The following is a 22,669-nucleotide window of genomic DNA, read 5'->3' as shown; positions in this document are numbered from 1 at the left end:
CGGAAAACAACCATGGCAGAGAAATGTGACGTGCTGATTTTGGGGGCGGGGGCCGCCGGCATGATGTGCGCCATCCGCGCCGGCCAGCGCGGTCGCTCCGTTATCATCCTCGACCATGCCAAGGCGCCGGGCGAGAAAATCCGCATCTCCGGCGGCGGCCGCTGCAATTTCACCAACATCCATGCCGGGCCGAAGAATTACCTCTCCGCCAACCCGCATTTCGCCAAATCCGCACTCGCCCGTTACACGCCGCGAGATTTCATCGCTCTGGTCGAGAAACACCGCATCGCCTGGCATGAAAAGACGCTCGGGCAGCTCTTTTGCGACGACAGCGCCAAGGACATCATCCGTATGCTGCTTGGCGAAATGCAGGCCGCGAAGGTGAAATTGAGGCTCGAAACTGCCGTCTCTGATGTCGCCCATGATGGCGGGCGTTTTCGCGTGACGACCTCCGGTGGCGTTATCGAGGGAGAAAGCCTCGTCGTCGCAACGGGCGGCAAGTCGATCCCGAAAATGGGCGCGACCGGTTTCGCCTACCAGATCGCCGAGCAATTCGGCCTGTCGCTTCTCGAGACGCGCCCAGGCCTCGTGCCGTTGACGCTCGATCCTGCCGCGCTGGAAAAGCTGAGCCCGCTTGCCGGTGTCGCGGTCCCGGCTGAAATTTCCCACGGCAAGACGGCTTTCAACGAGGCGCTTTTGTTCACCCATCGCGGTTTGAGCGGCCCGTCCATCCTGCAAATCTCCTCCTATTGGAGGGAGGGCGATACGATCCGCCTGAAACTGGAGCCGGCGCGCGATATCCTCGCTTTGCTCAAAGAAGCGAAACAGATGAACGGTCGCCAGTCGCCGCAGACCGCGCTCTCGGAAATCCTGCCGAAGCGGCTCGCCCAGCACGTGGTCGAAAAATCCGGCCTGACCGGCAATCTCGCCGATATGTCCGACAAGATCCTGGCGAAGTTGGCGAATGAGGTGCAGGACTGGCAGATCAAGCCCGCTGGCTCCGAGGGTTATCGCACGGCGGAAGTCACGCTCGGCGGCGTGGACACGACCGGCCTTGATTCCCGCAGCATGGCGGCGAAATCACTGGCCAGCCTTTATTTCATCGGCGAATGTGTGGATGTGACCGGCTGGCTCGGCGGTTATAATTTCCAGTGGGCCTGGGCCTCCGGCCAGGCGGCAGGCGATTTCGCCTGAGACGGGCTCTATTGTTGAAATATTCGTGATTCTCTCCTCCGTCATGCCGGCCTTGAGCCGGTATCCAGTCAGCCCAAGTCCTTGGGCTGAAAAGACTCTTCACGCCGCACGGACGTGCGTCGGCTGGACCCCGGATCACGTCCGGGGTGACGGAGTGCGGATGTTACACCTTCGCCAAACTCGCTTTCGTTGACTGAGTTTACAGTCCATTTTTGTCCTTTTTAATATTGTGTTAATAGGCGCGGAGTCATCCTGACCGAATGCCAGCAAAGCCGGAATAGCATTATGGTCCGGCTGCACATGATGTCATGCTGGAGGCTCTTTACAGGGCATGGGTCGGTTGAGTTTTTAGTCAGGAGCCCGCGCATGAACAGATCCGCACATCGCCGCCCTCGCGCCATTGCCATCGCCCGCGCCGAAAGCGAGAGCAGGCAGTTTATCTTTCGCCTCACCGCAATCGCAGCCGGTGCTTTGGCTGCCCTGATCGCTCTTTTTTACTGAGGCCGGGCTCCTCTTCCTTGCCATTCCGACAATCGCGGTAAAGAACCGCCACGGCCGAGATGCGTCGGCCATATCGGCATAGAATTTCTCTTCCTGCCGGATGGCCTCCCGCCGCGTGCGCGGCTTTAGATTTTCAATGATAACCTGTGCTGCATAAAACGCGGGCATGTCGCTCATGTCACTCTCCTTGTTGCAGAAGATCATGATGCACGCCGTTTTTTGTTTTATCTGCGCAAGAAAATGCGCTACATTTTTCACTGATGAAAAACGTCACCTGGGATTCCTACCAGCTTTTCCTCGATGTATCCCGCAGTGGCGGCTTGACGGGTGCTGCGGCGCTGACGGGTTTGAGCCCGGCGACGATCGGGCGGCGCATGGTCGAACTGGAAGAGCGCATCGGCAAGGCGCTGTTTCTGCGCAGCCAGACCGGATACGCGCTGACGGCGGATGGCCGCGCCCTGTTCGACCGCCTTCAGGGTATGGAAAACGCAGCGAAGGACATCGAAGGATGGCAGAAGGCGTCATCCGCGTCTTCAGTTGTGCGCATTGCGGTCGGCACCTGGAATGCCTGGCTGCTGGCCGTGAATTTTTCCGCCATCTGCACGGATCGTGATGATTTCCGCATCGATCTTTTCATCGCCGAACAGCGGGCGTCTTTGGCGCATCGTGAAAACGACATCGGCATTCGCGCCTTCGAGCCGCAGGAGCGCAACCTCGCCGCCATCAAGACGGGAGAGGTGGCTTATGCGCCCTACAGGCTGCGCAACGCCGCCGCTTCCGTTGCCGACCGCTGGTTGGCGGTGGCGGGAGAAAACGCCATTTCCGCCTATCTGCGCTGGCCGCATGAAAACCGGCGCGACGATATCGTGGTGACCGTCAACAGGCCGACCGCGCTGCTCGATCTCACGCTCGCCGGGGCAGGGGTTGCGGTGCTTCCCTGTTTCGTGGGCGATGCGGACGCGCGGTTGATACGCGAGGGCGGCGAGATCGAGACGCTTCGTCACAACCAGTGGATCGTCATGAACAATGACGATCGCCACCGCCGCGATATACGGACGGTGGCGGACCGGATGACCAGGTTGATCAAGGGACATTCTGATTTATATGCCGGGCGCAAGAGCCGCCCAGCTTGAGTGAGACTCTATTTAGGTTGTACTTTTAGTTTTGATAATTTTTGGTTGCAGTCACTCAATAAACTGACAGGTTGTCTGGTGTAAAATAAATCCCTTTAGGTTGAGGTCATTATGATAATTTCACCGTCATATGTAAATGCGATGTCCGCAGCAGGAACGCCGGAAGAAGCGGCAAAAGTTTTTTACGCAGCAGTCAGCAAGGGCCTTGCGGCGGTCGTGGCCGACGCTCTTTCACAATCTGTAGCGGCAATTGCGCCGGCGGCCGCAGACGCCAAGATCGCAGGTTGGGAAAAGCTCATCGGGGGCGTGGCGATGCATCTGGCCTGGGAATCTCCCGCCATTCTGAACCCGATCCCTCTAACGCAAATTGCCTGCTTTGCTCCCTATGCACCCGAATTGCAGAGCAATGTCGAGGCGATGGGAGTGAATGTCAGTATCGGTGTTTCCGTATCGGCGAATTTCTGAGCCGGAGCACGTCGGGCACTTTTAGCTGGGCTTAAATGTTAAGGGCCGGAACATCGTTTATGATGTTCCGGCCTTTTCGTTTCAGGCGGCAGCGCTTCCCTGCGCGACGATAACCGGGATCAGAAGATCGCCCCAGTTGCCGCCGCCGCCGTGGTGGCGGGCCGAGCGGACCAGCTCAACGGAAACACCGGCTTCGACGGCTTTCATGACGGCCTGGTTAAGGCGGTGCAGATCGTTGGCCAGCATGCGGATGGCGACCTGCTGATCCTGCGTCATGGCGGAGGACTGCTCCTCGGCGCGTTCCTTGACGTGGGTCTTGATGGGGTTGTGAGCATTCATGGCATTTCTCCTCTCGTTATTGTCCGGGGTTTTTGACTGGATTTGCAAGCCCTTCCCGGCGTCGGGAAGGGCGTTTTTTCGGTTTATTCCGCCGCCGGGCGAAACTGGTCGTGCTCGGTGGATTCTTTCATGGCGGTGGTCGAGGACGTACCGCCCGAGATTGCCAGGGACACGGCGTCGAAATAGCCGGTGCCGACTTCGCGCTGGTGCTTGGTGGCGGTGTAGCCATTGATCTCGGCCGCGAATTCCGCTTCCTGAAGCTCTGAATAGGCCGCCATCTGCCGGTCCTTGTAGCCGCGCGCCAGTTCGAACATGCCGTAATTCAACTGGTGGAACCCGGCCAGCGTGATGAACTGGAACTTGTAGCCCATCGCCCCCAGTTCCCGCTGGAACTTGGCAATCGTCGCGTCGTCGAGGTGCTTTTTCCAGTTGAACGACGGCGAGCAATTGTAAGCGAGCTTCTTGCCCGGATGCGCCTTGTGCACGCCCTCGGCAAATCTTCGCGCCTGTTCGAGATCCGGCTTGGAGGTCTCGCACCAGATCAGGTCGCAATAGGGTGCATAGGCCACTGCGCGGGCGATGCAGGGTTCAAGACCGTTCTTCACTTGATAGAAACCCTCCACGGTGCGGCCGGCATCGTAATCCACGAAGGGCTGGTCGCGCTCGTCGATATCAGAGGTCAGAAGCTTGGCTGCCTCCGCATCGGTGCGGGCGATGACCAGCGTCGGCACACCCATGACATCGGCTGCAAGACGCGCCGCCGTCAGGTTGCGAATATGCGCCGCCGTCGGGATCAGAACCTTGCCGCCGAGATGGCCGCACTTCTTTTCAGATGCCAGCTGGTCTTCATAGTGAACACCGGCTGCGCCCGCCTCGATGAAGGCCTTCATGATCTCGAAGGCATTGAGCGGCCCGCCGAAACCGGCCTCCGCATCGGCAACGATCGGCGCAAACCAGGTGTCGACCGAAAGACCCTTGCCTTCCGCCGTCTCGATCTGGTCTGCGCGTTGCAGCGTGCGATTGATGCGCTTGGCAAGCTCCGGCGCCGCATTGGCCGGATAAAGCGACTGGTCCGGATACATGGCCGAGGCCGTATTGGCATCGGCTGCAACCTGCCAGCCGGAAAGATAGATCGCCTTCAGCCCGGCGCGCACCATCTGCATGGCCTGATTGCCGGAAAGCGCGCCGAGCGCATTGACGAAACTCTCCTCGTTGATGAGCGTCCACAGCCGGTTCGCACCCATCTCGGCCAGCGAATGGCGGATTTCGACAGAGCCGCGCAGCCGCTCCACGTCGGCGGCGGTGTAGGTGCGCTCGATGCCGTCGAAGCGTCCCTGCGGTGCACCCGGAACTAGTTTGTAAAAATCCGTCATACTTCTCTCTCCCATGACAAATGTGGTTTCGGAAACGTGCTGCCTTCAACTTCGTGAAGCGCCGTTCGATGTGACTACATTTACATTTTCGAGAGTTTGAACGCCAGAACAAACATAAAAACAGTGACTTGAAAGAAGTTATCCTGTAGGGTGCGTGACAGGGTGGAGTTGTAAAATTGTAAATTTTGTAAAAGTCTTCCGCCCGGTGAATTTGTAACAGGCTTGTATGTGTCGAGGACACAGAGGTGAGGCGGTGTCGGAAAACAAGATTTTTGCTGGTCCGCGCGTGCGCCGCATTCGCAACGGTCTCGCGCTGACGCAGACGGCGATGGCCGAGGCGCTGGCGATCTCGCCATCCTATCTCAATCTCATCGAGCGCAACCAGCGGCCCCTGACCGTGCAGCTGCTGCTGAAGCTTGCCTCCGTCTACAGGGTCGATCTGGACGACTTGCAGGGAGAAAGCGCCGGTTCCGCCGGGCAGTTGCGCGAGGTCTTCGCCGATCCGCTGCTGGCGGGGGAGGTGCCGTCGCCGCAGGAGCTGATCGAGGTTGCCGATGCTGCGCCCAATGCGGCAAGCGGCGTCGTCAAGCTTTACAGGGCTTACAGGGAGCAGGCCCAGCGCCTTTCCGACCTGTCGGATCTTCTGGCGCGGGAGGGGCATGAGACGGCGCTTTCCTCGACCCGCCTGCCGATCGACGAGGTGCGGCACGTCTTCGAAACCCGCCCGGCCTATTTTCATTCCATCGATGCGGCGGCGGAAGAACTCCACAAACAATTGTCGGCGGGCGACGATCTCGCCTCTGGCCTTCGCGCATGGATGCAGAAAAATCACGGCATCGTGGTCAGAACCCTGCCGGTGCATGCCATGCCCAATCTGCGGCGGCGTTACGACCGGCACTCCATGCGGCTGTTTTTATCCGAGCGTCTGTCGCAGCCGGACCAGCTCAGGGAAATGGCGATGGAAACCTGTCTTCTGGCGCTCCGCGACGAGATCGGCGCGGAGCTTGAAGGGCTTGGCCTGACGGGCGAGGAGGCGAGGCGCATTGCCCGCTTCGAGCTGGCGCGTTATGCCGCCCATGCTTTGATGATGCCCTATGGTGCGTTTCTGAGCGCCGCCCAACGCGCGAAATACGATCTCGGCGTCCTGCGCTCGCGTTTCAACGTCTCGTTCGAACAGGCCGCCAACCGCCTCGTCAGCCTGCAACGGCCGACGGCTGCGGCAATCCCGTTTTTCCTGATGGAAATCGACAATGCCGGCAACCGGTTTCGCATGGCGGGTGCCGGCGGTTTTCCGAGGGCGCGTTTCGGCGGTCTCTGTCCGCGTCTTAATGTCCACGCCGCCTTTGCCCAGCCGGGGCAGGTGCTGGTGGAGGCGGTGGAGATGCCGGATGGCGACGCCTTCCTGACGGTTTCGCGCACGCTCGAAGGTCCGCTGGCGGGTTTTGGCGAAAGGGTGCGGCGAACGGCCGTGCTGTTGGGCTGCGATCTGGCCCAGGCCGGGGAAACGGTTTACGGCGCTGCCGGCTCAGGTGTGCCGACCGTTGCCGTCGGTCCCTCGTGCCGGTTGTGCGAAAGGCAGGGCTGTCTGTCACGGGCGGAAGCGCCGCTGACGCGGCCGCTCGGTCTGGACGAAATGGTAACCGGTCTTAGTGTTTTCGACTTCCAGTAGGTGTTTCGCAGCGCTTTTCGAAAGGCGGAACACATTCGGTTGAAAATGCTGTGCTGCACATTTCCCGCTTGCTCCCTTTTGTTTTCCTTTCTAGTCTCTCAAAAAAAAGGGGATCACGCTTCCGTCGTGAGGTTGCGTAAACAGGAGACATCATGAAAAAACGTTCGCTCCGCCTGACTTTGGCCCTTACCTCCGCGCTCGTTGCAGCAGGCTCGGCAATGGCCCAGGAAAAGGTCGTTCACGTCTATAACTGGTCGGATTATATCGACGAATCGATCCTTACCGATTTCACCAAGGAAACCGGCATCAAGGTCGTCTACGACGTGTTCGACAGCAACGAACTCGTGGAAACGAAGCTTCTGGCCGGCAGCTCCGGTTATGACGTGGTGGTGCCGACCGGCCCCTTCCTCGCCCGCCAGATCAATGCCGGCGTGTTCCAGAAGCTCGACAAGTCCAAGCTGCCCAACCTCAAGAACTTGTGGCCGGAAGTTTCCGAGCGTCTGGCAAAATACGATCCCGGCAACGAATATGCCGTGAACTACATGTGGGGCACGACCGGCATCGGCTATAATGTCGCCAAGGTGAAGGCCGCTCTCGGCGATGTTCCGGTCGACAGCTGGGATATTCTCTTCAAGCCGGAAAATGCCGAAAAGCTGAAATCCTGCGGCATCAATATTCTCGATGCTTCGGACGAAACCTTCGCTATCGCCATGAATTACCTCGGCAAGAATCCCGACAGCAAGGAAACGGCCGATCTGGAAGCGGGCGGTGCGGTCTATTCGAAGATCCGCCCCTATGTGAAGACCTTCAACTCCTCCGCCTATATTGATGAGCTGGCGAATGGCGACAGCTGCATCACCATCGGCTGGTCGGGCGACATCCTGCAGGCGAAAAGCCGCGCCGAGGAAGCCAAGAACGGCGTCGAGGTGAATTATATCATCCCGAAGGAAGGCACCTATATGTGGTTCGACAACCTTGCCATCCCGGCGGATGCCAAGAATGTCGAGGAAGCCCACACCTTCATCAACTATCTGATGCGGCCGGAGATCATCGCCAAGGCGTCCAACTACGTTCAGTATGCGAACGGCAACCTCGCCTCGCAGGCCCTGATGGACGAGTCCGTCGCCAAGAACCCTGCGGTCTATCCCGATGCCGAGACGATGAAGAAGCTCTTCACCATCTCGCCTTACGGACCGAAGGAACAGCGTGTCTTGAACCGCGTCTGGACGCAGATAAAAACCGGCAGCTGATAGCTCCGCACGCTGGTTGAGAAACGGCCGGCGGGCCTGTTTCTCTCATCCCTTTGCCGGCAGGTCATGCACCCTGCCGGCGCTGCCCGCCTTCCAAAATCAAACGGATTTGAGGGTAGGGTGGATGGCGAAAACTCTGGGGCCGGTCAAACGCAAATTTAGCCCTTGGGATAATCCCGATGCGGTTCCCTTCATCCGTTTTGAAAACGTCACCAAGCGTTTTGGCGATTTCGTCGCCGTCGACAATCTGACGCTCGATATTTACGAGCGCGAGTTCTTTTCGCTGCTCGGCCCTTCCGGCTGCGGCAAGACCACGCTGATGCGCATGCTGGCCGGTTTCGAGGAACCGACCGATGGGCGCATTCTCCTTCAGGGCAAGGATATTTCCGGCGTGCCGCCCTACAGGCGTCCGACCAACATGATGTTCCAGTCCTATGCGTTATTCCCGCATATGTCGGTGGAAAAGAACATCGCCTTCGGTCTGGAGCAGGATGGTCTGCCCAAGGCGGAAATTGCCTCCCGCGTGGAGGAAATGCTGCGTCTCGTGAAACTCAGCGAATTTGCCAGGCGCAAGCCGAGCCAGCTTTCGGGCGGCCAGCGGCAGCGCGTGGCGCTCGCCCGTTCGCTCGCCAAGCGGCCGAAGGTGCTTCTCCTGGACGAGCCGCTCGGCGCGCTGGACAAGAAGCTGCGCGAGGAAACCCAGTTCGAGCTGATGGACATCCAGACCAATCTCGGCTTGACCTTCCTGATCGTCACCCATGACCAGGAAGAGGCGATGACGGTGTCGGACCGGATCGCGGTCATGGACAAGGGCATGGTTGTGCAGGTGGCGACGCCGGCCGAGATTTACGAGGCGCCGAACAGCCGTTACGTGGCGGATTTCATCGGCGACATCAATATCTTCGACGCGAACGTCGTCGCCAATGCTTCCGACGTCAGCAAGCCGGGGCTGGTGACGCTGGATTGCGACGGACTGGCGGTTTCAGTGGAACAGGAATGCACCGCCGCGACCGGTAGTCGGGTGGCCTTTGCCATTCGCCCGGAAAAGGTCCGCATCTCGGTCGATCAACCCGCCGATAGCGCCATCAATTCCGCCTATGGCGAGGTCTGGGATATCGGCTATCTCGGCGATTTTTCGGTGTTCATCGTCAAGCTTGCCGATGGCCGTGTCATCCGCGCGGCGCAGGCGAATGTCTCGCGTCTCGTGGATCGCCCGATCACATTCGGTGATATGGTGTGGCTTAACTGGAAACCGGATTCCGGTCTTGTGCTAACGCGCTGAGGGAGGCTTTCATGGCGATCACCACTCCCGAAAACCGGCAAAGCCCCTGGCGATGGCTGGTCGTTGCAGTTCCCTATTTCTGGCTGCTGCTGTTTTTCGTTGCGCCGTTTTTGATCATTTTCAAGATATCGCTTTCGGATACGGCGATATCCATGCCGCCCTATACACCGGTCTTCGAAGGATTTTCAAAACTCGGGGCCTTCTTCTCGCAACTCGATTTCGAGAACTACCTGTTCCTGACGGAAGACCCGCTCTACATCGACGCCTATCTGTCGTCGCTGCGCATCGCCTTCATCTCCACCTGCCTGCTTTTGCTGATCGGTTATCCCATGGCGCTGGCCATGGCGCGCGCGCCGTCATCCATCCGCCCGACGCTGGTGATGCTGGTGATCCTGCCGTTCTGGACCTCGTTCCTGATCCGCGTTTATGCCTGGATCGGTATTCTTAAACCCGAAGGCCTGTTGACGGTGCTGTTCCAATGGCTCGGTTTTCTCGGGCCGGACCAGCAGGTCAATATCTTCCGCACCGAGACGGCGATCTTCATCGGCATCGTTTATTCCTATCTGCCCTTCATGGTGCTGCCGCTCTATGCGGCGCTGGAAAAACTCGACAATACGCTGCTGGAGGCGGCCGCCGATCTCGGTTGCCCGCCCTGGAAAGCCTTCTGGAAGATCACATTCCCGTTGTCGCTGCCGGGCGTCGTCGCCGGCTCGATGATCTGCTTCATCCCGATAACAGGTGAGTTCGTCATCCCCGATCTGCTCGGCGGCGCGCAGACGCTGATGATCGGCAAGACGCTCTGGACGGAATTCTTCGGCAACCGTGACTGGCCATTGGCGTCCGCCGTCGCCGTGCTGCTGCTGCTGTTGCTGGTGGTGCCCATCGCCATTTTCCAGAACCAGCAAAAGAAGGTGGGGTGAGGCCATGAAGCGCGGAAAATTCGACATCACCGTCCTGACCCTCGGTTTTGCCTTTCTCTATATCCCGATCATCATCCTGATCGTCTATTCCTTCAACGCCTCCAAGCTGGTCACCGTCTGGGGCGGTTTTTCGCTGCAATGGTACAAGTCCATGTGGTCGAACCAGGGGCTGATGGATGCGGCCTGGGTAACGCTTCGCGTCGGCATTTTGAGCGCCACCATCGGCACCATCCTCGGAACGCTGGCGGCGTTGTCGCTGACGCGGTTCGCACGGTTTCCAGGGCGGATGCTGTTTTCCGGCATGATCTATGCGCCTCTGGTCATGCCGGAGGTCATTACCGGCCTGTCGCTGCTGCTTCTGTTCGTGGCCGTCGGGGTGGATCGCGGTTTCTGGACGGTGGTCATCGCCCACACCACCTTCACCATGTGTTACGTGGCGATCGTCGTGCAGTCGCGCCTCCTGACCTTTGATCGTAGTCTGGAGGAGGCGGCGCTCGATCTCGGTTGCCCGCCGGTCAAAACCTTCTTCCGCATTACTCTGCCGCTGATCTTCCCGGCCGTCATCGCCGGCTGGATGCTGGCGTTCACGCTGTCGCTCGACGATCTCGTGATCGCAAGTTTCGCCACCGGTCCCGGTGCAACCACGCTGCCGATCAAGATCTATTCGCAGGTTCGCCTCGGCGTGACGCCGGAAATCAACGCGATCTGCACCATCCTCATCGGACTTGTCACCATCGGCGTGATTGCTGCTTCCATCGCCTCCAAACGTACCGAACTCCAGCGGATGAAGGACGAACACGCAGCGGCGCGAAACTGATCGGATATGTCTCTCCGGTTTCTACGCGTTACTGTTGAAGTCGTAATAAATTTAGAAACCTATAATTTAGTTTTGGCCCTTTACGGTCTCAAAATAGGAATTATCGTCGGTAATTGATCGATTTTGGTTTTAACCGCTTGTTAATAGGAGTTGGCGGAAAGTAAATCCCAACGCAGGGCTGTCAAGTTTTTGATAGCCGGGATTGATAATTTCCATATGGCGAGGTTGTCCCCCTTTCTCTCGTTAAAAAAGCACAACTAATACAGGCGGTCGCAAGGCCGCCTTTCTTTTTGCCGTCACGCCGGTTGCCGTTCAGCGGTTTTCGGGATGATCCATCGATTTCGACACGAGAAGCACGGGGATAAGCCCGGCAATGATGATGATAATGGCAGGCACGGCGGCGTCCTGCACCCTCGAGCGGGATGCATCCTCATAGACCAGCGTTGCGAGCGTGTTGAAGCCGAAGGGTCTGAGCAGGATGGTTGCGGGCAGTTCCTTCATGGATTCGATCAGCACCAGAAGAAAGGCGGTCAGCGCCGCTGGCCGCATATTCGGCAACAGCACCTTGAACAGTGTCTGCAACCGGTTGCGCCCGAGCGTTCGTGAAGCCATGTCGATATGCGGCGAAAGCTTCTGAAAGCCGGCATCGAGCGTGCCTTCCGCCATGGTCATGAAACGTACCGAATGGGCGTAGATGATGGCGAAGGCGGTGCCGGAAAGCAGCAACCCGCTTGAAAGCCCGAAATGCGACCGGATCAGCCCATCGACACGATTGTCGAGACCGGCCAGCGGAATGAGTACGCCGATCGCAAGCACCGTTCCCGGCACGCCATATCCCATGGAGCCGAGGCGGGCGGCCACCTTGGATGTGCGCGAGCGTTCGGTGCGAATGGCATAGGAAAACACGAAAGCCGCAAACAGCGTGACGAAAGCGGCGGAAAGTGAGACTTCGAGGCTGTGCCCGAGCGCTTTCAGCAGCTTCGGTGCAAACAGCGCATCCAGCCTCTTTGCGGCGTAACCGCCAAGAACGATGACGGGAATGAAGAAACCGCTGACGACCGGAACAAGGCAGAACAGGCTCGCGGACCAGCGCCGCCAACTATCGAGGCTCTTCAGCCGATGGCGCTGCGCCATACTTGTGGCTTTTGGCGCGGCAAACCGCTGTTTTTCGCGGGCGTTGCGTTCGATGAAGATCAGCGCGCCGACGATGAGCAGGATGACGGCGGCGATCTGTGTCGCATTGGCGAGGTTGCCGCGATTGAGCCAGGTCTCGTAAATGGTGAAGGTCAGCGTCTGGACACCGAGATATTCGACGGCGCCGATATCGTTCAGCGTCTCCATCAGGACCAGCGAAAGGCCGATGGCTATTGCCGGCCGCGCCATCGGCAATTGCACGGAAAAGAACACGTTCAGCGGTTTTGCGCCAAGCGTGCGGGCCGCTTCGGCCGCAAACCGCCCCTGCATGGAAAAGGCGGCGCGGGCGGACAGATAGACATATGGATAAAGCACCGAACTCAGAACGATCACCGCGCCGCCGAGCGAGCGTATGTCGGGAAACCAGTAGTCACGGATGCTGTGATAGCCGAAGGCGGCGCGAATGGCGCTCTGTACCGGGCCGGTGAAATCGAGAAACTCGCCGAAAGCATAGGCTGCCAGATAGGAGGGAATGGCGAGCGGCAGGACAAGTGCTGCGGACAATACCCGTCGCAACGGAAATTCGAATGTTGTGACGAGCCAGGCGCAGGCGATGCCGAAGAATGCAGTCGTCGCGGCCGTCATCCCCAGCAGCAGGAAGGTGCGAAACCCGGCACGCGGCAGAACATTGGCAAGGAGATGCTGCCATCCCTCCGTACTGCCGGTCAGCGCCAGCCAGAAGATCGCCAGAACGGGCATGGCGGCGATGGCTGCGACGACTACCGCCGCTATGGGCAACACTGAAACGCGTTTTGTCGCTGGAAGGGAAGCCGTCATGGGCATGCGAGCCTGCTGTCTTGCGAGATACGGAGGGCGCCACGCACGTCACTGCACAATATAAAACGCGAAGATTTACTGTGACACCGCATGCATATTTCCCTCATTCCTGTGCTTGTCACAGGAATCCAGCCGACGCGCGTCTGCGCGGCGAGAGGAGTCCTTCCAGCCCAAGGACTTGGACTGGCTAGATTCCTGTGACAAGCACAGGAATGAGGGAGGAGACGATAGTGCTAGAAAACCGTCTACCCCTCTGCCGCATTGCTACGCCTGCATGGCCTCAGTTGGCAAGAACCCGCTGCGACGGAAAGGTAATTTCCACCAGCGTTCCCTCATTCGGCGTCGAGGTGATGGAGAAGTTCGCACGGTTGGCGTCTACCATCGCCTTGGTCAAGGGAAGGCCGAGCCCGGTGCCGTCGCCCCGCACGCGCTTGCCCGACGACGCCACCTGCCGGAACGGCTTCATGGCCTGTTCCAGCTCCGCCCGCGTCATGCCGATGCCGGTGTCGCGGATGCGCAGCGCTACGCTGCCATTGGCCTCATAGGCCGTTGAAACCACGATTTGGCCGCCCGACGGCGTGAACCGGATGGCGTTCGACAGGATGTTCAGCACGATCTGCTTGATCGAACGCAGATCGGCGACGATCTGCGGCACGGATTGCGAAAGCGCCGTGCGGATGATGACGCGCTGGTTGTTGGCCTGTGGTTGCACCAGCGATACCGCTTCGGCCACCGTCTCGTTCAGCGGCACGGCGATGAAATCCACATCCATCTGCCCGGCTTCGATCTTGGAGATGTCGAGGAGATCGTTGACGATGTCGAGCACATGCCGGCCCGAGCGGCCGATGTCATTAGCATATTCCACATAGCGCGGATGGCCGATCGGCCCGAAACGTTCGGTCGCCATCATGTCCGAAAAGCCGATGATGGCGTTGAGCGGCGTGCGGATTTCGTGGCTGACGCGCGCCAGGAAATCGGTCTTGTGGGCATTGGCGGTTTCCGCCGAGCGCTTGGCGTTGCGCAGTTCTTCTTCCGTACGCTTCCACTGGGTAATGTCGCGCATGACCACGCAATAGCCGTGCGAGGATTTGAGCCGGCCGATGGTCATGAACAGCGGCAGAAACCCGCCGGACGCCTCGCGGCCGATCACCTCTCGGCCATCGTTCAGCACGCTGGCGACGCCGTTATTGGCAAGGCCGGAAAGATAGTCCAGCACCGCGCGCTGGCTCTCATGCGCAAACAGCGTGACGAAGGGTTTGCCGGCGATTTCGCCGTTGTCATAATTGAACAACGCGCTGGCGGAGCGATTGAGCGAGCGGATTTCACCGTCGTCTCCCAAAAGCACCACGCCATCCGTTGCCGTTTCCAGAATGGAATGCAGTTCCTCGACTTCGCCCTGCAGCACGGAAACACTGCTTGCCTCCGCATTCGCCGTTTCGGCCGCTGCCGCATTTTCATTGGCCGCCGTTACCGACGCCTGCTTTTCTTCCAGCGGGACCAGCGACAGCATCAGCGCCGTGGTTTCTTCCCAGCGGATGGATTGCAGCCGTGCCTTGACCGGAATGATATCGTTTTCCGCGCTGACGACCACCATGCCGCCCTCGTTATCAGGCATATCTTCCAGCTCCTGCCGTTGCAGCAGTGCTTCCAATCCGCCGACCTCTTCCAATTCATCGAGAGAGCCGTAGCCCGTCAGCCGCAGGAAATCCGGATTGGCGTGGATCAGCCTGTCGCCAGCATGCACCAGGAGCGCCACAGGCATCTGGTCCAGCGTTTCGGCGCTCAGCGCATGGGCGGGGCGGAGCGGCGGGCTGACCATCGCGGCGGCGATATCGGCCACCGGCTGTGCATCGCTTACGGCGTCTTTCTTTTCTTCGAGCGCGTTTTCATCCGCAGGCTTGTGAATGGCCGCAGACCGTTCGCCACGAACATAGTCCGCGAAGAGATCGTCGTCCTCCGCCGTTTCGACGACCTCTGCCGCAGCGGGGTCCACTTGTGTCCCGGCGTCGATATCGTCGTAGATGCCCTGCTCGGCGCGCGCGGCGGAACGGGCTTCTTCCTCCGTCTTCCGGTTTTCGTCCGGAACGGCATCCGTGGGTGCCAGCGTCCGGCCAATTTCCCGGAACGCAGCCTGTTCGCCCGCGGTCAGGCCCTCGCGGGAACGCCCGCGACGCTCTTCCAGATGAACAACCTTGTCGGAATAGGGTGGCTCGACCTCTGGTTCCGGCGCGGATGCGGCTGCCAATACCGGCACTTCGAACTCCGGCGGGCTGAAATCGTGGTGCTGTTCTTCGCCCAAAATTTCGGCCGGCGCATCTTCTGGCACATGGGCTTCCGCCGCCGGGCTTTCGTCGCCACCGGCCGCGTGATCACCGTCCTCGAGAAACGCCACCAAGTCATGGCTTTCATCCTCGGCAGCCGGCTGTGGCAAGGCTTCGGTTTGAGCATCCTCTTCCCCATCCAGGAAGGTAAGGCCGGTGGCGTGGGGATCCTCAGCGGCATCGGCCAGCCGGACGATGCCGAAACCACGGAAACCGTCAAATTCGCGCGAGCGCGTATAGGTGGGCAGGGCGGCGAGATCGATTGGCACCATGAGGGAGGTGCCCTCCACCGGCCAATAGATCGTCTTGCCCGACCATGTGTCGCGGCGGCCGAGAAGTTCGCGAATCTTGCCTTCCGGGTCGAGGTTGAAAAGCGCTGCCACATCGGCGAAGCGCATGCCCTCGACAGCTGCCGCTTTCGCGCCCACCGCCTCCGCGAATTCATGCGAGATCGAGCTGAAGCGCCCCTCCGCATCGATCTTCCAGACGAAACGGGACGCGCGTCCCCCTGCGTTGAAGACAAAAGATGGTGCGCCTTCCGCCGGTTCTGTTTCCGCCGGCAGATCTTCTTGCTCCGGTGTCGTGGCCTGCGCCGTCACCGTTTCGGCAATTTCATCTTCTGCCGGTGCACTCTCTGCATCCAGGGCATTTTCGGGATGGTCCTCGCCAGTCGCCCGACCGGTTGCCGGAACCTCCAGCTCATCCGCATCCAGTTCGAAAAGATCGGCAATATCGTCGGTCATCGCTGCATTCGCAGCGCTATCGGCATCCTCCAGGGAGATATCCGCCGGGGTATCCGTTTCTTCTATTGCTGCCGACATTGGCGGAATGGTTTCCTGATCCTGATCCTGATCCTGATCCTGATCCTGATCCTGATCCACCGCCACTTCGTCTTCGGAGTCGACAGGCAGTTCCTGCACGTCCTCCACATCCTCGATACCGGCGACGGCGTCGAGTACGGAATCGAACGAGGCAACCGCTGCGGCAACAGGCGCGGTCTCGGCAACCGGCAAAACCGGTTGGGGGGCGGCGGGGGTTTCCTGCGGCTTGTCTTCGGCAAAGCCGTTAACGGGATCGAGTGTCCCGAGCGCGGTTTCGACCACGAAGAGCAGGTTGAGTTCTGGCGATGTGGTGATCTGGCCGGCGGCGGCGGGCATGTAACCCTTGCCGGTCGGCACGGGCCGTTTGACGAGATGGCCGGATTGCCCGGCGGCCATCCTCACCAGCGTCTTTGCCGTATGCGGCGTTATACCGAGCGACGCAAACTTGGCCGAGGCGGCGATGATCTCGTTTTCACCATTGATAACCGCGATATGGATGTCGGGATCGTCGAACCCCTCGATCATGCGCCGGGCGCATTCTGCCGTATCGGGCGCTGTCTGATCGGTAAGGGCGGAAAACAGAATGGCGGGCTGGCCAGGTTCGGCCTCGATGATTTCCGCTTTGGCGGTAACGGCAAGGCTGCGAAAACCCGCATTGACGCGAATGGTAAACGGCAGGCTGTCGCCGGTCCTGGAAAGCCGCGTCGCCGTCGTTGCCAGCTGTCGGAAGGTCACGTCCTGCCGTTTGGGGCCCTGTTCCAGAAAATCATAGACCATCGGCGTGCCGAACAGCGCCGCACCTCGTCCATTGGCCCAAAGCGCGTTCCGAAGGTCAAGCGAGAACAAAGCCATCGCCTCGCCGCGTCCGAAACCTTCACGCACCCGTTCATGTACTGCTATGTCGATAAAGGGATATTGGACGGCGGGCATGTCGAAACCTATTTTGGCACTACCGGACCTTGCGAGGCTTTCTGCTTCCTCATGAAGCTGAAACGTAAACCCGCGCAGGCACCACGTTAACAGAATTTTAAATAACTTCACAGGGCGGCGGGGTCCACCGCCGCCGGAATGAATCGCCAAATAGAGTTAACATGAACAGGCCCGGCCGCACCCGTTCTGGCCCCGTTCCGGTCCGCCCCCGATTGCAGGCGGCGTGGCCGGCCGCCGACTTTCGCCAACCCTGGCGCAACGAAAGCGGCTTGCCTTTCCAAGCCTTTTTTCGCAAAATTCACCGGGGGACTTGCAAATGGCGATAACACCTTTTATGTCACCCCCCGTAGCGCCGGTTCGGCGTTTGATGTGCGGTTGTAGCTCAGTTGGTTAGAGCGCAGGTTTGTGGCACCTGAGGTCGGAGGTTCGAGACCCCCCAACCGTACCATCTCCAATTTTCCGAAAACCCCCGAAAATCATTGCAGTGATTTCAGACCCCGATCCGGGTTTGTCCGCGCGTAGGCCTTTTACGGCACCCGCACCCTGCCGTTTCCAGGCTCCCAAAAACCATTTGGCTAAAATCGCTTGCGCTGGTATTGTCCACCCAACGAAACCTTATGAAAGCCAGCAGCATAGCGTCTACGCTTGTGCGCGGCGAAATGGACAAGACAGTGATCGACCCCGGAAACGGCCCAAAGCCGTCGGACCAAGGGGCGTCGGTGGCAAACAAAGGGAAAGCGAAGCGATCCCGTCGTGGCAAGAAAAACAGGCGTGACGGTAAACCCCGTGACGTTGCTGTGCTGTCGCATGATGTTGCCGCAGATGTTCCGGCCGGTTCCCCCTATGTATCGGCTCTCGAGCCGGATGCCGAGCCGCGTAAAAGAAAGCGCCGCAGGCGTTCCCGTGGCAAAGGCACCTCCCAGCAGACGCCGCCCGCCAGCATCGAGCCGGGCGAGGCTTCAACAACCGCAGCGGACCCCACAAATCCGTCCCTGGTGCCGCTCGGTGGCGTCCGAAAATCGCGCAACCGCAAGCGGGCTCACCGCGATCCGCGCAGCCGCGACCCGCAGGGCCGTCCGCTGGTTCCGTCCCATGCGCCCCGACATGTCGGCAAGCAGAACGGTCGCGCCAATGGCGCGTCTCAGGACCAGCACCGGCAGCAAACTGAAATTTCCGCCCGTCACGGCGCCCGCCAGCAAGAGCATGGCCCCGAGTCGCCGACGGATATGTATGCGGCGCTCGATCTCGGCACCAATAATTGCCGCCTGCTGATCGCGCAGCCGACACGGCCCGGCCAGTTCCGGGTCGTCGACGCCTTTTCGCGCATTGTCCGGCTGGGCGAGGGGCTGGTGTCGACCGGCCGTCTTTCCGACGAAGCGATGGATCGCGCGGTGGAGGCTCTCAAGGTCTGCTCCTCGAAACTTGCTGGCCGCCCGATCAGGCGCATGCGGCTCATCGCCACCGAAGCCTGCCGGGCTGCATCCAATGGCGAGGAGTTTCTGGAGCGGGTTACCCGGGAAACCGGGCTCAAGCTTGAGATCATCAGCCGCGAGACGGAAGCCCGCCTTGCCGTGTCTGGTTGCGCTTCTCTGGTAGGGCGCGAAGCACGCTCCGTGGTGCTGTTCGATATCGGCGGCGGATCGTCCGAAATTGCCGTCATCAAGGTCGGTGAAAACCGGTCCAACCGGCTCGCCAACCACATCACCCACTGGACGTCGCTTCCTGTCGGCGTCGTCACGCTCTCGGAACGCCATGGCGGCCGCGATGTGACGCCGGATGTTTTCGCGGCCATGGTGCGGGAAGTCGAAGGACTGCTCGACGCTTTCCATTGCCCGCCACTGGCGCCGCTTGCCCATCACGAGGATTTTCACCTGATAGGAACCTCGGGCACGGTGACGACGCTTGCGGGCGTTCATCTCGATCTGCCGCGATACGATCGCCGCAAGGTAGATGGCCTCTGGCTTTCCGATGCCGAGGTGACGGCCATGCAGGACAAGCTTCTGGCCTGGGATTTCGCCGGCCGCGCCGCCAATGCCTGCATTGGCCCTGACAGGGCCGATCTGGTTCTGGCCGGCTGCGCCATCCTCGAGGCCATTCGCCGTCGTTGGCCGGCGCGGCGCATGCGCGTCGCCGATCGCGGTCTGCGCGAAGGGCTGTTGACGGATATGATGGCGGATGACGGCGCATGGCGGCGTAACCGGATAAGGCGCATGCAGATGGCACGGCAGGACAGAACGGAAGGTTTGACATGAGCAAGGCGCCCACAAGCACCAATCGCACCGGCCGAAAGATCGGTCAGAAGGTCAGGAAGACCAAGCTCAAGGCCTCATCGCGCCGTTGGCTTGAGCGTCATATCAACGACCCCTATGTGCAGCGCGCCAAGCTGGAAGGCTATCGCGCCCGCGCCGCCTTCAAGCTTCTGGAAATCAACGACAAGCATCAGATCCTGAAGGGGGCCACCCGCATCATCGACCTTGGTGCGGCACCCGGAAGCTGGTCGCAGATCGCTTCGAAGGTGACTGATTCCACCGAGGACGATATCCGCGTCGCGGCCATCGATTTTCTCGAAATCGATCCCATCCCCGGCGTCAAGATCCTGCAACTCGACTTCCTCGATCCGACCGCGCCGGACAAGCTGATGGAAGCCGTTGGCGGCACGCCGGATCTGGTGCTGTCGGACATGGCGGCGCCAACCACGGGCCATCAGAAGACCGACCACATTCGCACCATGCATCTTTGCGAAGTCGCAGCCGATTTCGCGGTTCAGGTGCTGGCGGAAGGCGGCCATTTCCTTGCCAAGACCTTCCAGGGCGGTACGGAAAAAGCGTTGCTCGACATGCTGAAGAAGAACTTCAAGCAGGTCCTGCACATCAAGCCGGCGTCGTCACGGTCTGAATCGGTCGAAATGTTCCTGCTTGCCAAGCACTTCAAGGGCCGGACGGCCGCGACGCAGTCCGTTATGCACGTGGATGAGGCGGACGAAGACTAACGCATCGGACAGATAATCATATTCGATTTTCGTCTGTAACGATGTGCAGTTCAAAGAGTTGGAGCGCCGTGTGTCCCGAAGGATGCACGGCGCTTTTGTCATTCCGCCGGTTGCGAGACCTTGCCGCGGTGGCCGGAGACAGCCGCGCCTGCTTGTGCGTCCATGCGGATGATCGGCACGATGGCGAACAGCGAAATGAGCGCCACGATGGCGAAGGCGATGTGGAAATCGGCAAGCTGGAGATGCGTGCCGGACATCATGCTGCTGACTTCCAGAATGGAAGCGGCGAAAGCCACGCCGAGCGCAAGGCTGATTTGTTGCAGCACGGACGCCATGGAGGTCGCCTGGCTTGCCTGGCTGTCCTCGATGTCGGAATAGCTGAGCGCGTTCGATCCGGTAAAGAAGAACGAGCGGGCAAACCCTGCGGTGACCAGAAAGATCATGATAAGCGGGTAGGGCGTTTCAGGCGTGAAGAAGCTGTTGGCGAGGGTCGTGAAAGCGCCGACGACGCCGGCCCCGATCAGCGTCGATTTGAACCCCGTTGCCGCAAACACCCGCTTGGCCATGAATTTGGTGGTGATGGCGCCGATCGCGCCCGCAAAGGTGATCATGCCTGATTGAAACGGATTAAGCCCGAAACCGATCTGCAACATCAAGGGCATCAGGAAAGGTATCGCCCCTGTCGAGATGCGGAAGACCGTGCCGCCGACGGAAGCCGCCCGGAACGTCGCATTGCGGAAAATCCGGAAATCCAGAGTGGGGGCGGGGTGGTGTGCTGCGTGGCGCAGATAAAGAAAGCCGCTGACGAAGCCGATAACCGTCGACGCGATGCCGATGGCGGGCGGCAATGCCGGAAGGCTGACGACCGAAACGCCAAAGACCACACCCGAGGCGGCAATGCCGAACAGTACGAACCCCTTGCCGTCCATTGGCGGCGGATTGGTGGTTTCGATTTCCGGCAGGAAGATCGTCGACAGCCAGATGCCGATGATGCCGATCGGCACGTTGATGAGGAAGATCCAGTGCCATGAAAAATAGGTGGTGATGAAACCGCCGATTGGCGGGCCGGTGAGCGGCCCCACGAGCCCCGGTATCGTCAACAGCGCCATGGCGGAAACGAGTTCGCTGCGTTTGGTCGTGCGCAAAAGGACGAGACGGCCGACGGGCGTCATCATCGCGCCGCCCATGCCTTGCAGGAAACGCGAGAGCACGAATTCGAACACCGACGACGAGGCCGCGCAGCAGAGCGAGCCCACCACGAAGACGCCGATGGCGATACGGAAGATTTTCTTCGCGCCGTATTTGTCGGCCATCCAGCCGCTGACAGGAATGAAGATCGCCAATGCCACCATATAGGCCGTCAGCGCGAGCTTGAGCGTGATCGGGCCGACATGGAGGTCTGCCGCAATCGCCGGAAGCGATGTGGCGATGACGGTGGAGTCCATCTGCTCCATGAAGAGAGCGACTGCCAGGATCAGGGGAATGATGCGGTTCATGAGGCTGCCTGCGGCTTTCCGCTGCGACAATGATGTCGCATTTCTCCTACGCCTGATGGGCCGGCTTGCCAACACGTTAATTATCGATTTCTGACGTTCCGATCAAACCTGCGTGAGGGTGGTTTCCTTGCAACTTTCTCGCTCTATTGTCCGTTGGGCAAAGTGACTTTGGCGATAATCGGGAGAAAAATGATGACTCAATCATTGGGCATGAGCAGACGCGGCCTTATCGGTGTGGCGGGAGCAAGCGTTCTCGGCGCGCCGCTTTTGATGGCACGCACCGCAACGGCGCAGACGAACCAGCCGCAAACTTCCATGGAGATCACACACGCCATGCCGCCTGAAACTAACCGCTTCAAGCTCGGTAATTTCGAAGTGCTTGTCGTGAAGGACGGCGCGCGCGCCGCGCCCAATCCGGGCGAGACCTTCGGCACCGACCAGTCGGCTGAGACCGTCGGCAAACTGCTGGAAGACAATTTCCTGCCGAAGGAGCAGTTCGTCAATTCCTTCTCGCCGGTCCTCGTCAATACCGGCACGGACCTCGTGCTGTTCGACACCGGTTTCGGCGAGGCCGGTCGTGACGCCGGCAATGGCCGCCTGATCGAAGGCATGGCGGCCGCCGGTTACACGCCGGAGGATGTGACCGTGGTGGTGCTGACCCACATGCACGGCGACCATATAGGCGGGCTGATGGAGAAGGGCGCACCGGCTTTCTCCAAGGCGCGTTATGTCTTCGGCCAGACGGAATATGATTTCTGGACGGACGCAAAGCGGGTTGGCACGCCTGCCGAAGGCGGCCACAAGGGCGTCGTCGCCAACGTCAAGCCGCTGGCGGAAAAGGCGACCTTCATCGGTGACGGCGCAGATGTGGTTTCCGGCATTACCGGCATTGCGGCATTCGGCCATTCGCCCGGACACATGATCTTCCGCGTCGAATCGGAAGGAAAACAGCTGATCCTGACGGCAGATACTGCCAACCATTTCGTCCTGTCGCTGCAAAGGCCGGACTGGGAGGTCAAGTTCGACATGGACAAGGCGGCAGCCGCCGCAGCCCGCAAGAAGGTCTACGACATGATCGCCACGGACCGGCTGCCCTTCCTCGGTTATCACATGCCTTTCCCGGCTGTCGGTTATGCGGAAAAGCTGGATACGGGTTATCGTTTCGTGCCGAAATCCTATCAGTTCGACATCTGATATC

At 59.9% G+C, this 22,669-nt stretch carries 17 protein-coding genes and 1 tRNA gene; 12 read left to right on the top strand and 6 right to left on the bottom strand.

The genetic code is table 11. The annotated features are described in order from the left end of the window. The first annotated feature begins 12 nt into the window (after positions 1 to 12). Positions 13 to 1,194: a BaiN/RdsA family NAD(P)/FAD-dependent oxidoreductase gene (locus RS75_RS15635; protein ID WP_045021955.1), complete on the top strand. Its 1,182-nt coding sequence runs from the start codon at positions 13 to 15 to the stop codon at positions 1,192 to 1,194. A gap of 348 nt (positions 1,195 to 1,542) precedes the next feature. On the opposite strand, the gene RS75_RS15630 is transcribed toward RS75_RS15635, so the two are convergent. Continuing rightward, on the bottom strand, positions 1,543 to 1,863 hold the full coding sequence (locus RS75_RS15630) for a hypothetical protein (RefSeq protein WP_045022054.1): 321 nt from the start codon (positions 1,861 to 1,863) through the stop codon (positions 1,543 to 1,545). Positions 1,864 to 1,955: 92 nt separating this feature from the next. Between RS75_RS15630 and RS75_RS15625 the strand changes: the two genes are divergently transcribed. Further along, on the top strand, positions 1,956 to 2,828 hold the full coding sequence (locus tag RS75_RS15625) for a LysR family transcriptional regulator (protein ID WP_045021954.1): 873 nt from the start codon (positions 1,956 to 1,958) through the stop codon (positions 2,826 to 2,828). Positions 2,829 to 2,969: 141 nt separating this feature from the next. Next, positions 2,970 to 3,293, top strand: a complete 324-nt coding sequence (locus tag RS75_RS15620) for a hypothetical protein (protein WP_045021953.1) — start codon at positions 2,970 to 2,972, stop codon at positions 3,291 to 3,293. Between the two features lie 81 nt (positions 3,294 to 3,374). Here RS75_RS15620 and RS75_RS15615 read toward each other — a convergent pair whose 3' ends face one another. Together RS75_RS15615 and aceA are read right to left on the bottom strand one after the other, a co-directional pair. Further along, positions 3,375 to 3,632, bottom strand: coding sequence for an SMc00767 family acetate metabolism repressor (locus RS75_RS15615; protein ID WP_003515151.1), 258 nt, complete (start codon positions 3,630 to 3,632; stop codon positions 3,375 to 3,377). A gap of 83 nt (positions 3,633 to 3,715) precedes the next feature. Further along, positions 3,716 to 5,005, bottom strand: coding sequence for an isocitrate lyase (aceA, locus tag RS75_RS15610; protein ID WP_045021952.1), 1,290 nt, complete (start codon positions 5,003 to 5,005; stop codon positions 3,716 to 3,718). Between the two features lie 253 nt (positions 5,006 to 5,258). Here aceA and RS75_RS15605 point away from each other — a divergent pair, with 253 nt between their 5' ends. The 5 genes from RS75_RS15605 (at position 5,259) to RS75_RS15585 (ending at position 10,943) form a co-directional block, all read left to right on the top strand. Further along, positions 5,259 to 6,674, top strand: coding sequence for a helix-turn-helix domain-containing protein (locus tag RS75_RS15605; protein ID WP_045021951.1), 1,416 nt, complete (start codon positions 5,259 to 5,261; stop codon positions 6,672 to 6,674). A 152-nt stretch (positions 6,675 to 6,826) separates the two neighbouring features. Beyond that, positions 6,827 to 7,924, top strand: coding sequence for a polyamine ABC transporter substrate-binding protein (locus RS75_RS15600; protein WP_045021950.1), 1,098 nt, complete (start codon positions 6,827 to 6,829; stop codon positions 7,922 to 7,924). Between the two features lie 124 nt (positions 7,925 to 8,048). Then, positions 8,049 to 9,206 (top strand): ABC transporter ATP-binding protein, encoded by a 1,158-nt coding sequence (locus RS75_RS15595; RefSeq protein WP_045021949.1) that lies wholly within the window; start codon positions 8,049 to 8,051, stop codon positions 9,204 to 9,206. Between the two features lie 11 nt (positions 9,207 to 9,217). Beyond that, positions 9,218 to 10,126 carry an ABC transporter permease subunit gene (locus tag RS75_RS15590; protein WP_045021948.1) on the top strand — a complete coding sequence of 303 codons (909 nt, stop codon included), beginning with the start codon at positions 9,218 to 9,220 and terminating at the stop codon, positions 10,124 to 10,126. Between the two features lie 4 nt (positions 10,127 to 10,130). Next, positions 10,131 to 10,943, top strand: coding sequence for an ABC transporter permease (locus tag RS75_RS15585; protein WP_045021947.1), 813 nt, complete (start codon positions 10,131 to 10,133; stop codon positions 10,941 to 10,943). Between the two features lie 312 nt (positions 10,944 to 11,255). Here the strand turns inward: RS75_RS15585 and RS75_RS15580 are convergent, their stop codons facing one another. Continuing rightward, positions 11,256 to 12,920 (bottom strand): ABC transporter permease, encoded by a 1,665-nt coding sequence (locus RS75_RS15580; RefSeq protein ID WP_045021946.1) that lies wholly within the window; start codon positions 12,918 to 12,920, stop codon positions 11,256 to 11,258. A gap of 274 nt (positions 12,921 to 13,194) precedes the next feature. Next, complete coding sequence (locus RS75_RS15575) at positions 13,195 to 16,986, bottom strand: ATP-binding protein (protein ID WP_045021945.1); 3,792 nt, start codon at positions 16,984 to 16,986, stop codon at positions 13,195 to 13,197. A gap of 371 nt (positions 16,987 to 17,357) precedes the next feature. On the opposite strand from RS75_RS15575, the gene RS75_RS15570 reads away from it, so the two are divergent. The 3 genes from RS75_RS15570 to RS75_RS15560 all read left to right on the top strand — a co-directional run bounded on the left by RS75_RS15570 (position 17,358) and on the right by RS75_RS15560 (position 19,975). Beyond that, positions 17,358 to 17,434 (top strand) — tRNA-His (locus tag RS75_RS15570). A 169-nt stretch (positions 17,435 to 17,603) separates the two neighbouring features. Further along, a complete protein-coding gene (locus RS75_RS15565; RefSeq protein WP_045021944.1) occupies positions 17,604 to 19,238 on the top strand; it encodes a Ppx/GppA phosphatase family protein in 1,635 nt (544 codons plus the stop codon). Beyond that, the gene (locus RS75_RS15560) at positions 19,235 to 19,975 is read left to right on the top strand and encodes an RlmE family RNA methyltransferase (protein ID WP_045021943.1); all 741 of its coding nucleotides are present in this window, start codon (positions 19,235 to 19,237) and stop codon (positions 19,973 to 19,975) included. The genes RS75_RS15565 and RS75_RS15560 overlap by 4 nt, the downstream gene beginning before the upstream one ends. 98 nt (positions 19,976 to 20,073) lie before the next feature. Here RS75_RS15560 and RS75_RS15555 read toward each other — a convergent pair whose 3' ends face one another. Continuing rightward, complete coding sequence (locus RS75_RS15555) at positions 20,074 to 21,471, bottom strand: MDR family MFS transporter (protein ID WP_045021942.1); 1,398 nt, start codon at positions 21,469 to 21,471, stop codon at positions 20,074 to 20,076. A 192-nt stretch (positions 21,472 to 21,663) separates the two neighbouring features. Between RS75_RS15555 and RS75_RS15550 the strand changes: the two genes are divergently transcribed. After that, positions 21,664 to 22,665, top strand: coding sequence for an MBL fold metallo-hydrolase (locus RS75_RS15550; RefSeq protein ID WP_045022052.1), 1,002 nt, complete (start codon positions 21,664 to 21,666; stop codon positions 22,663 to 22,665). Positions 22,666 to 22,669 lie beyond the last annotated feature (4 nt).

The organism is Rhizobium nepotum 39/7, assembly GCF_000949865.1.
GTDB lineage: Bacteria > Pseudomonadota > Alphaproteobacteria > Rhizobiales > Rhizobiaceae > Agrobacterium > Agrobacterium nepotum.
The sequence above is the reverse complement of the archived record's forward strand: the minus strand, read 5'-3'. Positions and strand labels throughout refer to the sequence as shown.

Excerpts from the sequence above, each read along its gene's own strand:
- RS75_RS15635 (WP_045021955.1), top strand. The coding sequence starts at position 13 with ATGGCAGAGAAATGTGACGTGCTGATTTTGGGGGCGGGGGCCGCCGGC.
- RS75_RS15630 (WP_045022054.1), bottom strand. The coding sequence starts at position 1,863 with ATGCCCGCGTTTTATGCAGCACAGGTTATCATTGAAAATCTAAAGCCG.
- RS75_RS15625 (WP_045021954.1), top strand. The coding sequence starts at position 1,956 with ATGAAAAACGTCACCTGGGATTCCTACCAGCTTTTCCTCGATGTATCC.
- RS75_RS15620 (WP_045021953.1), top strand. The coding sequence starts at position 2,970 with ATGTCCGCAGCAGGAACGCCGGAAGAAGCGGCAAAAGTTTTTTACGCA.
- RS75_RS15615 (WP_003515151.1), bottom strand. The coding sequence starts at position 3,632 with ATGAATGCTCACAACCCCATCAAGACCCACGTCAAGGAACGCGCCGAG.
- aceA (WP_045021952.1), bottom strand. The coding sequence starts at position 5,005 with ATGACGGATTTTTACAAACTAGTTCCGGGTGCACCGCAGGGACGCTTC.
- RS75_RS15600 (WP_045021950.1), top strand. The coding sequence starts at position 6,827 with ATGAAAAAACGTTCGCTCCGCCTGACTTTGGCCCTTACCTCCGCGCTC.
- RS75_RS15595 (WP_045021949.1), top strand. The coding sequence starts at position 8,049 with ATGGCGAAAACTCTGGGGCCGGTCAAACGCAAATTTAGCCCTTGGGAT.
- RS75_RS15590 (WP_045021948.1), top strand. The coding sequence starts at position 9,218 with ATGGCGATCACCACTCCCGAAAACCGGCAAAGCCCCTGGCGATGGCTG.
- RS75_RS15585 (WP_045021947.1), top strand. The coding sequence starts at position 10,131 with ATGAAGCGCGGAAAATTCGACATCACCGTCCTGACCCTCGGTTTTGCC.
- RS75_RS15580 (WP_045021946.1), bottom strand. The coding sequence starts at position 12,920 with ATGCCCATGACGGCTTCCCTTCCAGCGACAAAACGCGTTTCAGTGTTG.
- RS75_RS15575 (WP_045021945.1), bottom strand. The coding sequence starts at position 16,986 with ATGCCCGCCGTCCAATATCCCTTTATCGACATAGCAGTACATGAACGG.
- RS75_RS15565 (WP_045021944.1), top strand. The coding sequence starts at position 17,604 with ATGAAAGCCAGCAGCATAGCGTCTACGCTTGTGCGCGGCGAAATGGAC.
- RS75_RS15560 (WP_045021943.1), top strand. The coding sequence starts at position 19,235 with ATGAGCAAGGCGCCCACAAGCACCAATCGCACCGGCCGAAAGATCGGT.
- RS75_RS15555 (WP_045021942.1), bottom strand. The coding sequence starts at position 21,471 with ATGAACCGCATCATTCCCCTGATCCTGGCAGTCGCTCTCTTCATGGAG.
- RS75_RS15550 (WP_045022052.1), top strand. The coding sequence starts at position 21,664 with ATGACTCAATCATTGGGCATGAGCAGACGCGGCCTTATCGGTGTGGCG.